Origin of the sequence: Denitratimonas tolerans (genome assembly GCF_037203605.1) — a bacterium.
GTDB classification, from domain to species: Bacteria; Pseudomonadota; Gammaproteobacteria; order Xanthomonadales; family Xanthomonadaceae; genus Denitratimonas; species Denitratimonas tolerans.
Window position 1 is genome coordinate 62,015 of sequence record NZ_JBBDHC010000003.1, and the last position, 17,872, is coordinate 79,886.

General features: G+C 68.2%; 14 protein-coding genes. 6 read left to right on the forward strand and 8 right to left on the reverse strand.

Translation table 11 applies throughout. The annotated features are described in order from the left end of the window. The first annotated feature begins 366 nt into the window (after window positions 1–366). Window positions 367–879 carry a hypothetical protein gene (locus WB794_RS02840; protein WP_337334331.1) on the forward strand — a complete coding sequence of 171 codons (513 nt, stop codon included), beginning with the start codon at window positions 367–369 and terminating at the stop codon, window positions 877–879. Between the two features lie 179 nt (window positions 880–1,058). Here WB794_RS02840 and WB794_RS02845 read toward each other — a convergent pair whose 3' ends face one another. The 3 genes from WB794_RS02845 to murJ form a co-directional block, all read right to left on the reverse strand. Then, complete coding sequence (locus WB794_RS02845; protein ID WP_337334332.1) at window positions 1,059–2,039, reverse strand: bifunctional riboflavin kinase/FAD synthetase; 981 nt, start codon at window positions 2,037–2,039, stop codon at window positions 1,059–1,061. 98 nt (window positions 2,040–2,137) lie between these two features. Continuing rightward, complete coding sequence (locus WB794_RS02850; protein ID WP_337334333.1) at window positions 2,138–3,220, reverse strand: acyltransferase family protein; 1,083 nt, start codon at window positions 3,218–3,220, stop codon at window positions 2,138–2,140. 7 nt (window positions 3,221–3,227) lie between these two features. Then, window positions 3,228–4,793 carry a murein biosynthesis integral membrane protein MurJ gene (murJ, locus tag WB794_RS02855; RefSeq protein WP_337334334.1) on the reverse strand — a complete coding sequence of 522 codons (1,566 nt, stop codon included), beginning with the start codon at window positions 4,791–4,793 and terminating at the stop codon, window positions 3,228–3,230. A 92-nt stretch (window positions 4,794–4,885) separates the two neighbouring features. Here murJ and rpsT point away from each other — a divergent pair, with 92 nt between their 5' ends. Further along, the gene (gene rpsT, locus WB794_RS02860) at window positions 4,886–5,155 is read left to right on the forward strand and encodes a 30S ribosomal protein S20 (protein ID WP_337334335.1); all 270 of its coding nucleotides are present in this window, start codon (window positions 4,886–4,888) and stop codon (window positions 5,153–5,155) included. A gap of 151 nt (window positions 5,156–5,306) precedes the next feature. On the opposite strand, the gene cgtA is transcribed toward rpsT, so the two are convergent. The 3 genes from cgtA to rplU all read right to left on the reverse strand — a co-directional run bounded on the left by cgtA (window position 5,307) and on the right by rplU (window position 7,191). Continuing rightward, entirely contained in the window at window positions 5,307–6,419 is a 1,113-nt protein-coding gene (gene cgtA, locus WB794_RS02865) for an Obg family GTPase CgtA (protein ID WP_337334336.1), read from the reverse strand. A 178-nt stretch (window positions 6,420–6,597) separates the two neighbouring features. Continuing rightward, window positions 6,598–6,855: a 50S ribosomal protein L27 gene (gene rpmA, locus WB794_RS02870; RefSeq protein ID WP_337334337.1), complete on the reverse strand. Its 258-nt coding sequence runs from the start codon at window positions 6,853–6,855 to the stop codon at window positions 6,598–6,600. A 24-nt stretch (window positions 6,856–6,879) separates the two neighbouring features. Continuing rightward, complete coding sequence (rplU, locus tag WB794_RS02875; RefSeq protein WP_337334338.1) at window positions 6,880–7,191, reverse strand: 50S ribosomal protein L21; 312 nt, start codon at window positions 7,189–7,191, stop codon at window positions 6,880–6,882. A gap of 245 nt (window positions 7,192–7,436) precedes the next feature. Between rplU and uvrA the strand changes: the two genes are divergently transcribed. Together uvrA and WB794_RS02885 are read left to right on the forward strand one after the other, a co-directional pair. Beyond that, a complete protein-coding gene (gene uvrA / locus WB794_RS02880) occupies window positions 7,437–10,277 on the forward strand; it encodes an excinuclease ABC subunit UvrA (RefSeq protein WP_337334339.1) in 2,841 nt (946 codons plus the stop codon). After that, on the forward strand, window positions 10,274–10,687 hold the full coding sequence (locus WB794_RS02885; RefSeq protein WP_337334340.1) for an acyl-CoA thioesterase: 414 nt from the start codon (window positions 10,274–10,276) through the stop codon (window positions 10,685–10,687). Before uvrA ends, WB794_RS02885 begins: the two co-directional genes overlap by 4 nt. 28 nt (window positions 10,688–10,715) lie before the next feature. Here WB794_RS02885 and WB794_RS02890 read toward each other — a convergent pair whose 3' ends face one another. Together WB794_RS02890 and WB794_RS02895 are read right to left on the reverse strand one after the other, a co-directional pair. Beyond that, window positions 10,716–12,104 (reverse strand): class II 3-deoxy-7-phosphoheptulonate synthase, encoded by a 1,389-nt coding sequence (locus tag WB794_RS02890; protein ID WP_337334341.1) that lies wholly within the window; start codon window positions 12,102–12,104, stop codon window positions 10,716–10,718. A 69-nt stretch (window positions 12,105–12,173) separates the two neighbouring features. After that, window positions 12,174–12,671, reverse strand: coding sequence for a disulfide bond formation protein B (locus WB794_RS02895; protein ID WP_337334342.1), 498 nt, complete (start codon window positions 12,669–12,671; stop codon window positions 12,174–12,176). Between the two features lie 345 nt (window positions 12,672–13,016). Between WB794_RS02895 and WB794_RS02900 the strand changes: the two genes are divergently transcribed. Both WB794_RS02900 and WB794_RS02905 read left to right on the forward strand, forming a co-directional pair. Continuing rightward, window positions 13,017–14,888, forward strand: a complete 1,872-nt coding sequence (locus WB794_RS02900; protein ID WP_337334343.1) for a hypothetical protein — start codon at window positions 13,017–13,019, stop codon at window positions 14,886–14,888. 88 nt (window positions 14,889–14,976) lie between these two features. Further along, window positions 14,977–17,871 (forward strand): hypothetical protein, encoded by a 2,895-nt coding sequence (locus WB794_RS02905; protein WP_337334344.1) that lies wholly within the window; start codon window positions 14,977–14,979, stop codon window positions 17,869–17,871. Window position 17,872 lies beyond the last annotated feature (1 nt).

The window sequence follows — 17,872 nt, forward strand, 5'->3', positions numbered from 1 at the left end:
TGACACGGAAGCAGGCCGGCACATCCGGATCGCGGACTGAAAGGAACGCCGGATTATAGCCATGCCGCCGCGGTTTCCGCAGCGGCAACCGGTCGCGCGACGCCCATCAGCCGGGGCACTTGCGCACCGCATGGCCAAGGCATCGTGCGACACGCCGGCCAAGGCCCCTCAGCCGGACGCCCGATCAAGCGGACGTGCCGCAGCCGGAAGCCGCACTGGCGCGCGTGGAATTCACGGTAACGCTTCGGTACCATCGATCACGCGTGGTCATCCTTCTGCTGCAAACAACCGGCAACCGGTCAAGGATGAACCCAGGAGGCAACCGGATCACATCCGCCCCCGTCGTTCAAACAGGAAGCCAGAACCATGAAGTTCCACACCTTCATCCAGCGTCTCGCCGCGGCCATCGTCCTGACCCTCGTCGTGCCATCGATTGGTCTGGCCTCCGAGATGAAAACCCAGAAAAAGTGGGAGTTCGCGGTCGATTCCGCTGCCGAATTCGAACCCATGGCGGCCGAGATCCGGCAGGAAATGGAGGCCGGGAAGTATTCCCACCTCGCCGAGCGCGATCGCCTGGCGGTGGATACGGACCTGAATCGCGTGAACCGCCTGCTGACCAAGCGTGACCAACGCTCCAAGCTCGCCCAAAGCGATCAGGTGGAACTGGTGAATGCGCAGGAGCGCATCAACGCCATCCTGATCGACAACGATGCGGATCGCATCATCTGCAAGCTGGAGGCCAAGGTCGGCACCCGCATGAAGACCAAGAACTGCCTGACCGTGCGCGAATGGGCGATGGTGAACGCCGCCGCCGAGCGCACCATGCAGGACATGCGCGTGGGCGGCGGAAAGGTGCCGCAGATCGAGGACAATCAGTGACGCACGCCTCGTGACGCCCGGCGGTACCGGCTCTGGCGTCAGCACTCCGCCGCCGCTTCCCGGGCGGCGGTGGCTCGGTCACACCCCGCGCGCCCGATCCGGTGACCGCACGGTGCGGTCCTGACACGTAACGCCTGCCGCACATCCTTCCGCCTTGCAGCCCGGCGATCCGGGCCGGCTCAGAATACGGGCTGCCGCAAGGCTGTTGCCGCTGCCGCACCCAGCACGCGGCGGGCATCATCGGCATCGCGATGGATCTGCTCGACCATCGCATCCAGATCGTCGAACTTCAGCTCCTCGCGCAGCTTGGCGACGAACTCCACCTCGATGCGACGACCGTACAGATCGCCGTCGAAATCGAACAGGTGCGCCTCCAGCAGCGGCTCGCGTCCATTGACCGTGGGCCGCGTGCCGAGGCTGGAAACGCTGGCGCGCGGCGAATCTCCAACGCCATGCACGAATGTCGCGTAGATTCCTGACAACGCTGGAGTTTTTCCGCCGAATCGAAGGTTTGCCGTAGGATAGCCGAGCCGCCGGCCGAGCTGCGCGCCGCGCACCACGCGCCCGTCGATCGCATAGCGCCGGCCCAGCAGCCGCGCCGCGTGGTCCAGTTCACCCGCCACCAGCGCCTGGCGGATGCGCGAGCTGGACACGCGCTCGCCGTTGATCGTCACGTCCTCGATGGCATGGACGCTGAAGCCCGCCCGCGCGCCCATCGTCCGCAGCGCGCCCACGTCACCCGCGCGGCCGTGGCCGAAGCGGAAGTCGCGCCCGACCCAGACCTCGCGCGCCGCCAGTCGCGCCATCACGGCGCGCGCGACGAACTGCTCCGGCGTCATCCGCGTCATCGCCGCATTGAAACGCAGCAGGCCCACCACGTCCGCGCCGAGGCGCGCCAGCCCGTCGATCTTGGTGCGCGGCAGCACCAGCCGCGGCGGCTTGGCACCCTGCGCGAAAAACTCGCGCGGCAGCGGTTCGAAGCTCAGTACCACCAGCGGCAGACCGCGCGCCCGCGCCGACGCGCGCGCCGCCTCGATCAGGGCGCGGTGCCCCAGGTGCAATCCGTCGAACGCACCGATGCACACCACGCTGCCTGAAGGACACAGAGGGACGCCGTCGATGTCGCGGAACAGGCGGAAGTCAACGCCGGGGGCGGTCACAGATTCACTCGCAGGTGGGCGCGCCGCGCGCGTGCAACGCGTCGGCCGGGTGGAAAATGCGCAAGTATACCTTCGCCGATTCGTCCGTTCGGACGGCTTCAGCCGCCTTCGGCGCCGGCAGCGCGGATCGCGGCCTGCCGCACTGGCCGCCGCGACGTGCCCCAGCGCAGCGCCGGCCGCTCGACCAGATGCCAGGACGCCAGCGCAAGCGGCAGCACCAGCACCGTGGAGACCACGCACAGTGCCGTTGGTGAAAGCGACGGCCAGGTCGCCATCACCGCCTGCTGCACCGGGAATCCATAGAGAAAGATGCCGTAGGAGTAGTCGCGGTTTCCCGGCCAGCACAGCCGCGGCAGGCGGTAGGCCACCCAGAGCGTGAACAGTACCGCCACCAGCGGCATCGCCAGGGCGATCCAGTCGCCTGCGCGGGCCAGCCACAGCAGCACCAGCGCCGTCATCGCCCACCGATGCGAGGGCCGCAGGTACCGCCCCCACTGCGCCGCGAGCGCCGCCAGCAGGAAGGTCTGCGCCAGCGCGCGATAGCCGAGCGGATCGGGCACACCCTGGATCGATTGCCATGCGGCGTGCAGCAGCCATGCCCCCACCACGACGGTGAATGCGCGCCGGCGGCGCACCATGCCCAGGGCCAGCAGCAGGCCGAGCCAGAAGTACCAGCGCACCTCCAGCCCCAGCGACCAGAGCGAACCATTCACCACGCCCGGATAGGGATTGCTCTCGAACACGCCCGGCAGGGTCCAGACGAAGCTTGTCGGCATCAGGTTGTGGCGCAGATGTTCCCGGGTTTCCGGTGCAAGGAAATAGTCGGCCAGCGGCCAGCTCGTGAAGCACGCGCCCAGCGCCAGCACGCACAGCAGCAGGCATACCAGATACGCGGGATAGATGCGCAGCACCCGATGCCAGGCGTAGCGCAGCACCGAAGGATGGCGCAGCAGGCTGGAGGTCAGCAGGTAGCCGCTGATCGCAAAGAACAGGAACACGGCGCAGCGGCTGATCGAAAACCCCGGCAGCCAGGCGTGAAGCACGTCCTTCTGTTCCAGGACGTTGTTGCCCAGCGGATAGCTGTGCCCGTAGATCACCAGCCACGCAGCCAGATGGCGCAGCGGCAGGAAATTGTCGATGCGCCGTTCGGCGGCGTCGACCAGCGAGGGAAACGCGCTCATTGCGTCCTCAATCCGAATGCCGCAGTTCGCGCGGCCGCCAGCCGAACGCCAGCAGCGCCACGGCGTAGGTTCCGGCACCTGCGGCGATGACCAGCGCCAGCCACAGCCAGCGCGTCGCGCCGTGCAGCGCGCGCCAGTCCCACGGCCCAATCCGCAGCGCGATGAGCACCGCCACCATGGCCACGCCGGCCACGGCGATGCGCAGCAGCACCCTGCCCCAGCCCGGTGCCGCCGTCCACACGCCGTCGCGGCGCAGGTAGCGCCACAGCAGGAAGGCATTGCCGATACCCGCCAGCGCCGTCGCCAGCGCGATTCCCGCGTGCGCCCCGTACACCCCGTAGCGCCACAGCGGCGTGACGATGGCGGTCATCAGCGAAATGTTCAGCACCACCGTGATGATCGCCGCGCGCATTGGGGTCTTCGTGTCCTGGCGCGAGTAGAACGCCGGTGCCAGCACCTTGGACAGCATGAAGGCCGGGATCGCCAGGCTCATCGCGGACAGGCTCATCGCGGTCATCCGCGCGGCTTCGGCGCTGAACTCGCCGCGCTGGTAGATCGTGGCCACCAGCGGCTCGGCCAGGAACAGCAGGCCGAGCGCGGCCGGCACCGCGCCCAGCAGGACGGTGCGCAGGCCCCAGTCAAGCGAGGCGCTGAAGCCGGCGGCATCGGTATCGGCATGGCGGCGCGAGAGGTGCGGCAGGATCACCGTACCCAGCGCCACCCCGAACAGCCCCAGCGGAAGCTCCACCAGCCGATCCGAATAATAAAGGTAGGCGCGGCTGCCCTCGGCCAGGAGCGAGGCAAAGATCGTCCCCACGATCAGGTTGAGCTGCGCCACCGAGGAGGAAAACAGGGTCGGCAGCATCAGCGAGAACACGCGGCGCACGCCCGGATGGCGGAAATCCAGCCGCAGGCGCGGAAACAGCCCGTAGCGGCGCAGCGCTGGCCACAGCAGCGCCATCTGAAGCGCGCCGGCGGCCAGCACGCCCCAGGCCAGCGCCATGATCGGGCGATCCAGGCGCGAGGCCAGCCACAGCATCGCGGCAATCAGCGTGAGGTTGTGCAGCACCGGCGTCAGCGCCGGCAGCGCGAAACGCTGGAAGCTGTTGAGCACGCCGCCGGCGAGCGCCGTCATCGAGATGAAGAAAATGTACGGAAAGACGATGCGCAGCATCTCGGTGGTGAGTTCCAGCTTGCCCGGCTCGGCGGCAAAGCCCGGTGCCATCGGCGTCGCGATCCAGGGAGCGGCGAGCATTCCCAGGCCGGTCACCACCAGCAGCACCGCGCACAGCGCGCCGGCCACGTGATCGGCGAAGGACTTCAGCGCCGCCGCATCGCCCTTCTGGCGCAGTTCGGACAGGACGGGCACAAAGGCCGAGGCGAACGAGCCTTCCGCGAAGATGCGGCGCAGATAGTTGGGCACCTGATAAGCCACGGTGAAGGCATCCACCAGGCTGCCGGCACCGAACAGGCGCGCCTGGATCACGTCGCGGGCAAAGCCCGCCAGGCGCGAGAGCAGCGTCATCGCGCCGAACACGGCGGTTGAACGGAACAGCCCCCCGCCGCGGCTCACGACACCCCCGATGAATTGACGAAAGCGCTGGAAATCACCATAATTAGCGGTCTTTTCCCGAATCTGCCACCCGAATCCCCAGGAGCACTCCCTTGGCCAACATCAAATCCTCGAAGAAGCGCGCCCGCCAGGCCGTCGACCGCAATGCCCGCAATGCCAGCCAGCGCTCGATGCTGCGCACCTATGTGAAGAAGGTGCTCAAGGCCATCCAGGCCAACGACGCGACCGGTGCCCAGGACGCCTACAAGGCGGCCGAGCCCATCCTTGATCGCTACGCTTCCCGCGGCCTGATCCACAAGAACAAGGCTGCCCGTCACAAGAGCCGCCTGACCGCGCGCATCCGCGCGATCAACGCCGCCTGACCGGCACCCGGCAGACTCGGAAAATCCTGCAAGGCCGGCATTCGCCGGCCTTGTTTTTTGCCTCGCGCGCATGGCGAAACGGTGGCCGATCCGGGGCATCGCGCGGACGCCCGCGCCTGCGGATACGCCCGCGGCACGCGCGATGCGGCTGTCAGTCACCATCGCCGACGGTGCCAATCGGCCCTTCCGCGTCCGCCTCCCGGTCCTGCGCCCGGTCAGCGACGGCCTCGCGCTCCTGCGCGCGCAGCGCATCCAGGGCTTCCATGAGTCGCTGGCAGACGCTCCAGGTACCGTCCTTGGCGATGGCCGAAATGGCGAACGCCGGCGCGGTCCAGCCCAGCGCCGCGAGCACCGCGTCGACGCGCGCCGCGCGTTCGTCTTCGGGCAGAAGGTCGATCTTGTTGAGCAGCAGCCAGCGCGGCTTCTCCAGCAGCGCCGGATCGAAGCGCGCCAGCTCGGACTCGATCGTCCGCACTTCCCCGGTGATCACCTCGACCGGGTCCCGATCCAGCTCGAACGGGGCCACGTCGACCAGGTGCAGCAGGATGCGGGTGCGCTGCACGTGCTTGAGGAAGGTGATGCCCAGGCCCGCGCCTTCGGCCGCACCCTCGATCAGGCCGGGAATGTCGGCCACCACGAAGCTCTGGTCGCGCGCGATGCTGACCACGCCCAGGTTCGGATAGAGGGTGGTGAAGGGATAGTCCGCCACGCGCGGGGTGGCCGCCGACACGGCGCGGATGAAAGTGCTCTTGCCGGCGTTGGGAAAGCCCAGCAGGCCGACGTCGGCCAGCAGCTTCAGCTCCAGCCGCAGATCCCGCTCGTCGCCGGGGGTTCCGGGCGTGGACTGGCGCGGCGCGCGGTTGGTGGAACTCTTGAAGTGCATGTTCCCCAGCCCGCCACGGCCGCCCTCGGCCACCTTGAGCCGCTGGCCGTGCCGCACCAGGTCGCCGATCTCCTCATCGGTGGCCAGGTTCATGACCACGGTGCCGACCGGCACGCGGATCTCGATGTCTTCGCCGCCGCGGCCGTACATCTGCCGGCCCATGCCGTCCTCGCCGCGCTGCGCCTGGAAGCGGCGCTGGTGGCGGAAGTCGACCAGGGTGTTGAGGTTCTCGTCGGCCACCAGCCAGACGCTGCCGCCGCTGCCGCCGTCACCACCGTCCGGCCCGCCCTTGGGAATGAACTTCTCGCGGCGGAAGCTGACGCAACCGTTCCCGCCGTCACCGGCCTTGACCAGGATGTCTGCTTCGTCGACGAGTTTCATGGGGTAGGAGCCGGGATTGGGGATTCGGGATTGGTGAAGCGTAGCGTGACGGGGTGCGGAAGTGGTGCGGGCGCGACGACGCGGGAAACCCGACGTCGTTTCGATTCCCGATTACTCACTCTCACCCCCACAAAAAACCCCGCCGCAGCGGGGTTTTCCGTGGTGCCGCAGGGGGCGGTCAGGCCGAAACGACGCTGACCGTGCGGCGGCTGTTCGGACCCTTGACCGAGAACTCGACGGTGCCGTCGACCAGGGCGAACAGGGTGTGGTCGCGCCCGAGGCCAACGCCCGGACCCGGATGGAACTGCGTCCCGCGCTGGCGCACGATGATGTTGCCGGCGTCGATGGCCTGGCCACCGAACACCTTCACGCCCAGGTACTTGGGATTGGAATCGCGGCCGTTGCGGGTGCTGCCGCCTGCCTTTTTGTGTGCCATGGCTCGTGTCTCCTGTGCCTGGGATCAGCCGGCGATGCCGGTGATCTGGATCTCGGTGTAGTGCTGACGGTGGCCCATCTGCTTGCGATGGTGCTTGCGGCGGCGGAACTTGATGATGCGGATCTTGTCCGCGCGGCCATGGCTCTTGATCGTGGCCGTGACCTTGGCCCCGTTCACCGCATCACCGATGCGGACGTCCTCACCCGTACCCACGAGCAGCACCTGGTCGAAATCGACCGTGGCACCGACCTCGGCATCCAGCTTCTCCACGCGCAGGGTCTCGCCCGGCATCACGCGGTATTGCTTGCCGCCCGTCACAATGACTGCATACGACATACTTTACCTCTGTAGTTATTCTCGAACCGGACGAACGCCCGGAAGGGTAGCCTCCCGCGCACGACACGCAAACGCGCAGGGAGCCGTGAATTATCGCTGCCGCCGGTCGCCGCGTCAAACCCGCCCGCTCCGACAATCGGCCTGCGCGCTTCGGGCGGCGGTGTTGATCAGGTGCGCTTCCGTCCCCAGATTGCAACGCATCGCGACTGCTAGACTGCCTGGTCGCCTCAGGCTTCCTACCCGGCATGGACACCATCCGCCTGCGCGGTGCGCGCACGCACAACCTCAAGAACATCGACCTCGACCTGCCGCGCAACCGCCTGATCGTCATCACCGGGCTGTCCGGCTCGGGCAAGAGTTCGCTCGCCTTCGACACGATCTATGCCGAGGGCCAGCGCCGCTACGTGGAATCGCTGTCGTCCTACGCGCGCCAGTTCCTCTCGGTGATGGACAAGCCCGACATCGACCACATCGAGGGCCTGTCGCCGGCCATTTCGATCGAGCAGAAGTCGACCTCGCACAACCCGCGCTCGACCGTGGGCACGATCACCGAGGTCTACGACTACCTGCGCCTGCTGTATGCGCGCGTCGGCACGCCGCGCTGCCCCGACCACGGCTTCCCGCTGGAGGCGCAGACCGTCAGCCAGATGGTCGATGCCACGCTGGCGCTCGATCCGGAAAAGCGCTGGATGCTGCTGGCCCCGGTGGTGCGCGAGCGCAAGGGCGAGCACGTGCAGGTGTTCGAGCAGCTGCGTGCGCAGGGACTGGTGCGCGCGCGGGTGGACGGCGAGGTGATCGAGCTGGACGACCCGCCCAAGCTCGCGCTGCGGGTCAAGCACACCATCGAGGCGGTGATCGACCGCTTCCGCCCGCGCGAGGACATCAAGCAGCGCCTGGCCGAATCCTTCGAGACCGCGCTGCGCCTGGGCGACGGCCTGGCGCGGGTGGCGGACATGGACGATGCATCGGCACCCGAGCAGCTCTTCTCCTCGCGCTATTCCTGCCCGGTGTGCGACTACGCCCTGCCCGAACTGGAGCCGCGCCTGTTTTCCTTCAATGCGCCGATGGGAGCCTGCCCCGGCTGCGACGGGCTGGGCGTGACCCAGTACTTCGACCCGGCGCGCGTGGTCACCCATCCCGAGCTGAGTCTGGCCGCCGGCGCGGTGCGCGGCTGGGATCGGCGCAACCATTATTATTTCCAGCTCATCGCCGCGCTGGCCAGGCACTACGACTTCGATTTCGACACGCCCTGGCGCGCACTGCCGGAAAAGGTGCGCAACGTCGTGCTGCACGGCAGCGGCGAGGAGCAGATCAGCTTCACCTATGTCACCGAAGCCGGATCGCGCAGCCAGCGCAGGCACCGCTTCGAGGGCATCGTTCCGAACCTGGAGCGGCGCTACCGCGAAACCGAATCCTCGCTGGTGCGCGAGGAGCTGTCCAAGTACATCAGCAACCGCCCCTGCCCGGACTGCGATGGCCAGCGCCTCAACCGCTCCGCGCGCAGCGTGTTCGTGGCCGACCGCACCCTGCCCTCGCTCACCGCGCTGCCGATCGACGAGGCCAGCGCCTTCTTCGCCGACCTCGCGCTGGACGGCTGGCGCGGTGAGATCGCGCGGCGCATCGTCAAGGAAATCCGCGAGCGCCTGCGCTTCCTGGTCGACGTGGGATTGGACTACCTGACCCTCGACCGCCAGGCCGACTCGCTCTCCGGCGGCGAGGCCCAGCGCATCCGGCTGGCGAGCCAGATCGGCGCGGGACTGGTCGGCGTGATGTACGTACTGGATGAACCCTCCATCGGCCTGCACCAGCGCGACAATGCGCGCCTCCTGGGCACGCTGGAGCGTCTGCGCGACTTGGGCAACACGGTGATCGTGGTGGAGCACGACGAAGACGCCATCCGGCTGGCCGACCACATCGTCGACATCGGTCCGGGTGCCGGCATCCACGGCGGCGAGGTGGTGGCGCAGGGCCGACTCGCGGACATCCTCGCCAGCCCGCGCTCGATCACCGGCCAGTTCCTCTCCGGACAGCGCGCCATCGCCGTGCCGGCGCGCCATCCGCCGGAACCCGATGCGTGGCTGCGCCTCACCGGCGCGCGCGGCAACAACCTCAAGTCGGTCGATCTGGAAATCCCGGTCGGGCGCTTCACCTGCATCACCGGCGTGTCCGGCTCGGGCAAGTCGACGCTCGTCAACGACACCCTGCATCCGCTCGCGGCCACCGCGCTCAACGGTGCTTCGACCCAGACCGCGGCAGCGTTCGACCGGATCGACGGGCTCGAACAGTTCGACAAAGTGGTGGACATCAACCAGGCCCCGATCGGCCGCACGCCGCGCTCCAACCCGGCCACCTACACCGGGCTGTTCACCCCGCTGCGCGAACTGTTCGCCCAGGTGCCCGAGGCGCGCGCACGCGGCTACGGGCCGGGGCGCTTCAGCTTCAACGTCCGGGGCGGGCGCTGCGAAGCCTGTCAGGGCGACGGGCTGATCAAGGTCGAAATGCACTTCCTGCCCGATGTCTACGTGCCCTGCGACCTGTGCCACGGCAAACGCTACAACCGCGAAACCCTCGACATCACCTACAAGGGCCACACCATCCACGACGTGCTGGAGATGACGGTGGAAGACGCGCTGGCGCTGTTCCAGCCCGTGCCTGCGTTGGCGCGCAAGCTCGAAACCCTGGTGCAGGTCGGGCTTTCGTACATCACGCTCGGCCAGCCGGCGACGACGCTCTCGGGCGGCGAGGCGCAGCGGGTGAAGCTGTCCAAGGAGCTGTCGCGCCGCGACACCGGGCGCACCCTCTACCTGCTGGACGAGCCCACCACGGGCCTGCACTTCCACGACATCGAGCAGCTGCTGACCGTGCTGCATCGCCTGCGCGACGACGGCAATACCGTGGTGGTGATCGAGCACAACCTGGATGTCATCAAGACCGCCGACTGGGTCGTGGATCTCGGCCCGGAAGGCGGACATCGCGGCGGCACCATCCTGGCCGCCGGCACGCCAGAAACCATCGCCGCGACGCCCGCTTCGCATACCGGGCAGTTCCTTGCCCCGCTGCTCGCTGCAACGAGGAAATCCGCATGACCGACACCGCGCCCGCGCAGTCCGAGTTCCAGTTCCGCATCGCGGTTCGCTGGGGTGATCTGGACGCCTACAACCACGTCAACAACGCCAGCTATCTGCGCTATCTGGAGGAAACCAGGGTGCAGTGGCTGCACACCTTCACCAGCGACTGGGACGCGATGGGCGCGGCGCCGGTGATGGCTGCGGTGCAGCTCAACTACCGGGCACCGATCGGCTGGCCGGCCGAACTCGTCGTCACCCAGAAAATCAGCCGCATCGGCAACACCAGCCTGACCATCGAGCACCGCATCGAGTCCGCCGATGGCCGGGTCCTGCACGCCGATGGCCACGTGGTGCTGGTTTGGATCGACCGCACGAGCGGCCAGTCCGTGCCCTTGCCCGACTTCTTCCGCCCCCCGGCACCTTGTTGATCCCGCCCACGAAATCTTCGTCGGGGGCTCAAAGCGGAACCGGCACCACGCCGCGCTTGCGCACGATCAGCATCGCCAGCTCCAGCGACTGCTCGTAGTTGAGGCGCGGATCGACGGTGGAGCGGTAGGCCCGGGCCAGGTCGGCTTCGGTGAGGTCGCGCGCACCGCCCAGGCATTCGGTGACATTCTCGCCGGTCAGCTCCAGGTGCACGCCGCCCAGGCGCGTGCCTTCGGCCGCGTGCAGGTCGAAGGCCAGCTCCAGCTCGCCGAAGATGTTCTCGAAGCGGCGGGTCTTGACGCCGACCGTGGTGTTCTCGGTATTGCCGTGCATGGGATCGGCCACCCACAGCACCCGCCGGCCTTCGCGCCTGACCACGTCCAGCAATGGCGGCAGGCCGCGCGCGATGCCGGCACGACCCATGCGGTGGATCAGGGTCAGGCGGCCCGGTTCGTTTTCCGGGTTGAGGCGATCGATCAGGCGGATCAGGTCGTCCGGCGAGCCGGATGCGCCCACCTTGACCGCGATCGGATTGCGCAGGCCGCGCATGTATTCCACGTGCGCTCCGTCGATGTCGGCGGTACGCAGGCCGATCCACGGGAAGTGCGTGGCGAGGTTGAACCAGCCCCACTGGCGCGGCACCTGGCGGGTGAGGCATTCCTCGTAAGGCAGCAGCAGCGCCTCGTGCGAGGTGAAGAAATCGACGCGGTTGACGTTGTGGATGCGCGTGCCCGACAGCGTTTCCATGAAGCGCACGCCGCTGCCGATGGCGTTGATCATGTGCTGGTAGTCGGCCGCGCGCGGCGAATGCCGCATCCAGTCCAGATCCCAGTATTCGGGGTGGTGCAGATCGGCGAAACCACCCTCGATCAGCGCACGCACGAAGTTCATCGTCATCGCCGAACGCGCGTGGGCCTTGATCATGCGGCGCGGCTCGGGTTCGCGCGCCTGCGCGGTGAACGCGGCGTCATTCACCAGTTCGCCACGATAGCAGGGCAAGGTCACCCCGTCGCGGGTTTCGGTGTCGGCCGAGCGCGGCTTGGCGTACTGGCCGGCGAAGCGACCGACCCGGATGATCGGCAGCCGCAGGCCGTAGACCAGGGCCACGCTCATCTGCAGCAGCACCTTGAGGCGGTTGGAGATGATGGTCGAATCGCAGTCGGAAAAGCTTTCGGCGCAATCGCCGCCCTGCAGCAGGAAGCGCTTGCCTTCCTGCGCCTCGGCGAGCTGGCGCTTGAGCTCGAAGACTTCCCACGAGGTCACCAGCGGCGGCAGCCGGGACAGCTCGGCCTTGGCCGCGGCCAGCGCCTCCGCATCGCGATAGACCGGCTGCTGCAGCGCCGGGAAACCCTGCCACGACTCCGGCGACCAGCGCTCGGCGTCACGGACGGGTTCGGGGCGATTCTCGGCAGCGCTCATGGCGGTTTCCGGAAAAATGTTGCGGTGCGCCATCATGCCACAGCGCGCCACGGCGCGCCCGCGCGGCGCTCAGCGCCGGCGGAACCCGGCCCAGAGCGCGCCCAGGGCCAGGAAGGCGAACCAGATCAGGGTCCAGGCCGGCATCGACAGGCCCAGGAAAAACCAGTCCGCCTTGGCACATTCGCCCGATCCCGTGAACACCATGGACAGGGCCTTCTGCATCGGGAACGCCTGCAGCATGTACTCCAGGCCCGGACCGCAGGCCGGCACCTGATCCGGCGGCAGGTGCTGCAGCCAGACGTGGCGACCCGCGATGCCGACGCCGACCATGCCGATGAAGAACACCAGCGTGCCGTAGACCTTGCGCCCCCAGCCCTTGGGACCGTGCAGGAAGCCCAGCAGGAAGACGATGCCCATGGCGATGAACACCACGCGCTGGAAGATGCACAGCGGGCAGGGATCGAGGAAAAGCTGGTACTGGGAGTAGATCGCATAGCCCAGGAGTGCCGCGCAGGCGAGGGCACCAAAGGCGAATTGCGCTCGAAACGGCCAGGTAAAGGGATTCATTGCGGTATCCGGATCAGATCGGGGGAGTCGGCGTGCGCCCGGGCGTCAGACCGCAACGCGGGCCGCGGGTTCGTCGCGAACCGGGCCGGGCCGGATCGGCCGGACCGCAGCGTCAGGACGCACGCAGGGCGGCAGTGTAACCGTCCGTGCGCCATTCCACTCAAGGTGCCTGCCTTTGCGCGACTGCACATGACGATGCGATCCAGTTGCCACTAGACTCGGCCGCGTTCACGATGCGACGCCGTTTCCCCCGGAGGCGTCCAACAGGGGTCGTCCGCCCACCGGGGCTGCCGTGTGACGCCATTGATGCCTGATCCAAGGTTCCTGCCTGTTTCAATTGTGCTGATGCTCGCACTCGGGACGCTCACGGCCCGGGCCGAACCCGCACCGAACTGGTGGTCGGTCGCGAACCTGCTGTCGCCCGTCGGCGGCACGGACTTCACCCCGCACGGCACCCAGCCGGGGCTGCTGTTTCCGCTGCAGCCTGCCGGATCGTGTGGCGGTTGCCACGGCGCGGCGAACAGCAGCCAGCAGCAGTACCGGCCTGCATCCACCTGGGGTGGATCGATGATGGCCCAGGCCATGCGCGACCCGCTGTTCTGGGCGGCACTCGATGTGGCCAACGCGGATGTTCCAGGCGTCGGTGACTTCTGCCTGCGCTGCCATACGCCGGCCGGCTGGTACGGCGGCCGGGTCTCCAAGACCGGCGGCGGCGGACAGGTCTCCGATCTGGCCAAGGGCGCGGCCGGCTGCCTGCTGGAAGGTACGCTCGATGCGACCGACTTCAACAGCGACTACGAAGGCGTGGCGTGCCACTACTGCCACCGCCTCTCGCCCGAAGGGCCCAACGGCGAACCGGTCCGGATCGGCAACGGCGATGCCTGGGTCGACGACACCGAATGCAACGGCAGCGACGGCGAGCCGTGCCGGCGCGGGCCGTACAGCTATGCGCCGGGCGGCTTCGGCCCGCCGCACCCCTGGTCGCAATCGGCCTTCCATGCCGACGGCGCGGTCTGCGGCGGCTGCCACGACGTCTCCTCGCCCGACCTCGGCACGGGGCCGTTCAAGACCCTGAAGCTCGACGACGGCACCGACACCGGGCAGCCCTTCCCGATCGAACGCACCTACAGCGAGTGGGAGCAGAGCGCCTACGCCCAATCCGGCGACCCGAACGCGCGCGCCTGCCAGGGCTGCCACATGCCCGACAGCCAGGACCCCAACGCCAGCGCCGCCGTCGGCGGCCCCAACCGCAGCGGCAACCTGCCGGTGCACGCCTTCGCGGGCGGCAATACCTGGATCCCGCAGATCATCCGCGGCGAGTACTCTGACACCTCCGCCATTCCCGGCAGCAGCGGCGGCATCGGCCGCCAGGCCGAGCTGACCAACACCGTCGAATGGGCGCGCCAGATGCTCGCCTCGGCCGCCGCACTGGAAGCCACGCTCACGGCCTACACCGCGCCGAGCGCCACCACGCCCGGCAGTCTGGGCGCGCGCATCACGGTCACCAACCGCTCCGGCCACAAGCTCCCCAGCGGCTACGGCGAAGGGCGGCGCATGTGGCTGAACCTGCAGGTGAAGGATGCCGCCAGTGCGCTGGTGTTCGAAAGCGCCGCCTACGACATCGCCAGTGCCACGCTCGACCAGGATCCGCAGGCGCGCGTCTACGAGGTGCTGCAGGGCATCTGGAACCGCAACGGCACCGGCACCTGCGACGTGAAGGACGACCAGGGTCGCCCCATCTTCCACTTCGCCCTCAACGACTGCGTGGTCAAGGACAACCGCATTCCGCCGCTGGGCTTTCGCCCCGCCACCGCCGTCGATCCGAACGGCTATCAGCTGCGGCCGGTCGCGCACGTCTACCCGGAAACCACGCCCGGCAGCGGCGTGCTGGTGAACCACGATCAGGCTGACTACGTCGTCACGCTGCCGGCCGGCGCGCAGGCCCCGTTCACCGTCACGGCGCGGCTCTACTATCAGACCTCGAGCCGGGAATACATCGAGTTCCTGCGCAACCAGGCGGTCGAACGCGGCTTTGCCGGCGAAAATCTCCTGTGCGCCGGCGGCCCCAACCGCCCCGCCGTGGTCGGCCCCAAGGACCAGACGCGCGGCCAGTTCATGCACGCGCTGTGGGAAACGTACGGCAAGTCACCGCCCGAACTGATCCAAAGCATCCATCTTGCGGTTCCGACGGAAATCTTCCGCGACGGCTTTGAATAGCCCCCCCGAATGCGCACCGCCCGGAGTTCCGCAAGCCGGACGGATACGCCACTTGTTCCCAGCAGGCAGTGACCCGATGAAATACATCATGTTGATTCCCCTTGCATTTTCCCTGGCGCTGGCATCGGCTGCGGGACATGCCGCCGACGCCAAGGCGTCGCCCACGTCGAAAGCCACCGCCGCGCAAACCCAATGGGCGGCCTGGGGCGGCTCGGTGGTGCTGCGCTGGAGCCAGTACCTGCAGGACGAAGGTGCCGTCATCGGCACCCCGGAACGCAGCCTGCCGCTCGACTCACCGCGCCTGACCGACAACGGCATCGGGTTGCGCCAGGCCGCAGTGGGCGACCTCTTCTCCATGCGCCGCAGCGGCAGCATCCAGTTCCGCACCCACCAGCACCAGTTCGACGGATTCACCGGCGGCTCGCTGCAGGTGGAAGGCGGCTACCTCATCACCCTGCCCAACGACGCCGGCACGATCGACCTCACCGATTTTCGCCTCCAGCCCAGTCCGCTCAACCCGATGTTCCTGGACGTCGTCAGCCAGGACGGCAAGGCCTGGTTCTACATCGACCGGCTGATGTACGAGATCGTCGGCCAGGGCCGCGTGCTGGCCATCTACACCGCCGACATGCGCATTTCCTGGCAGCTCGCCGAGCGCATGAGCGCGCCCTGGATGGCGCACCAGTCGGTGGCGGACCTGGAAATCCTCACCGAACTGCTGGTGGCGGACGGCCCCAACGGCGCCTTGATCCCGGCCGCCGATCCGGTGCCCAGCCACTGGCACGGCGATCCGGTACCGGGCCAGCCGGCCGGCACCATCTACCAGGCCGACCTCTTCATGCAATCGATGTCCCTGGTGCGCAAGCGCCAGAGCGGCACGACCGGGCCGGACGGCAGCGGGCGCATGGTGTTCGCACCCAGCTCCACCCTGCGCAACAACCGCAACAACGGCACCAGCCAGGTCACCATCCCCAGCCAGGGCGCGCTGGGCACCAGCACGGCGCTGTGGGGCGCCGATATTCCCTGGCGCCAGAAGTTCACCGGCAACTACGCGCCACACGGCAACGACCAGCACCCCTACCTGATCTGGAACCTGTACCGCATCAACGCCAACGGCCGCATCGAGCAGATCGCCCGCTCCGGGGTCAAGCACGCCTGGCTCACCACCAACAGCAGCTGTGAACCGGGTGAGAACCACGACAGCCACATCCTCGGACGCGGCTGCTCGGACACCTACAGCGACGGCAACAACGACACCAACGGCGATCTGTCCTTCCGCAGCGAGATCGTCCCGGCCCGGGGCCTGTGGGGCCGCTGCGGCTCGCTGTTCGATCCCGGCTGCGTCGGCAGCAACACCAACCCGCAACCTGCCAATGACGGCTACGTTCGCCGCATGGTCGTCCACGAGCCGCAGATCAGCGCCACCAAGAACCCCGGCGCGACCTATCTGTTCGACTCCTGGTACATCGCGCGCGACGATATCAACATCTACAACTCGCAGGCCTCGGTCGTGGCCACGCCGACCTGGAGCGGATCGGCCTGGAACCTGGGCTATTCCGACTTCAAGCTCGGCTCGGTCACGGACCGATGGGTGAGTGAAAGCGTGCCGGCCGGCACCCAGGTGGCCAACGTCGAGCTGGATACGCCCGAGGGCCGCGCCAAACTCGCGGTGCGCGCCACCGATCTGGGCAACGGCACCTGGCGCTACGACTACGCCCTGCACAACCTCGACTTCTCGCGCGCCGTCATGCAGGGCAGCGAGCCCAACCTGCGGGTGCTGAGCAGCACCGGCTTCGACCGCTTCAGCCTGCCGGTGCCGAGCGACGCCACGATCACCGATCTGTGGTTCAGCGACGGCGACCTGGACGCCGGCAACGACTGGATCGCCAGCAGCACCGGCGGCCAGCTTTCGTGGACCGCACCCGCCGGCGCAACGCTCGACTGGGGCACCCTCTATGCTTTTTCGATCACCGCGAACCGCCCGCCTGTCGCCTCGATCAGCGAGCTGCGCGTGGCCGAATCCGGATCGCCGGCAGGCTACACGCTGCAGACGCTGGCCCCCATCGCCGGCACCATTCCCGATCCGGTCGCCAGCCTCACGCCCGCGTCGATCAGCCTCAGCGCCAATGCCGGCAGCTCGGCCAGCGCCGCGCTGACCCTCGGCAACGGTGGCGGCCCGGGCAGCACGCTGGACTATCTGGTCACCACCGCTCCCGCCAGCTGCGCCAGCCCCGGCGCGGTGGCCTGGCTCGACGCGACGCCCGCCAGCGGCAGCGTGTCGAGCGGCGGTTCGACGCAGATCACGGTGACCGCCGACGCCGCGCTGCTGGCGGCCGGCAGCTACGGTGCCAGGCTGTGCGTCGACAGCAGCGATCCCGTCAACCCGGCGTTCGAGGTTCCCGTCTCGCTCACCGTGAACCCCGTGGCATCCTATTCCGTGGGCGGTGCGGCCAGCGGCACCTCCGGCAGCGGCCTGAGCCTGCGGCTCAACGGCGGCGCGGCGCTGGCGGTTCCAACGGACGGTGTCTTCACCTTCCCCACCCCGCTCGCCAACGGGACGCCCTACGCCGTGACGCTGAACAGCGCGCCCGGCGGGCAGACCTGTTCGATCGCCCACGGCAGCGGCACCATCGCCGGAGCCAACGTCACCAACGTCGCGGTGAACTGTGCCGACATCCCGCCGCAGAGCTACAGCATCGGTGGGCGGATCCGCGGGATGACGGCGGGCACCCTGGTGCTCCAGCTCAACGGCAACCTGACCCTGTCGCGCAGCAGCAACGGCCTCTACGCCTTCGCCCCCGGCCTGCCCTCGGGCGACGCCTATGCGGTCACCGTCCACACCCAGCCAACCGGGCAGGCGTGCACGGTGTCCAACCCGAACGGCATCGTGGGCGCGGCGAATGTCACCAACGTGGACGTGGACTGCGCAGCGGTGGCCGAAGCCATCTTCTCCGACGGATTCGAATCCGCTCCGCTGCGCTGAC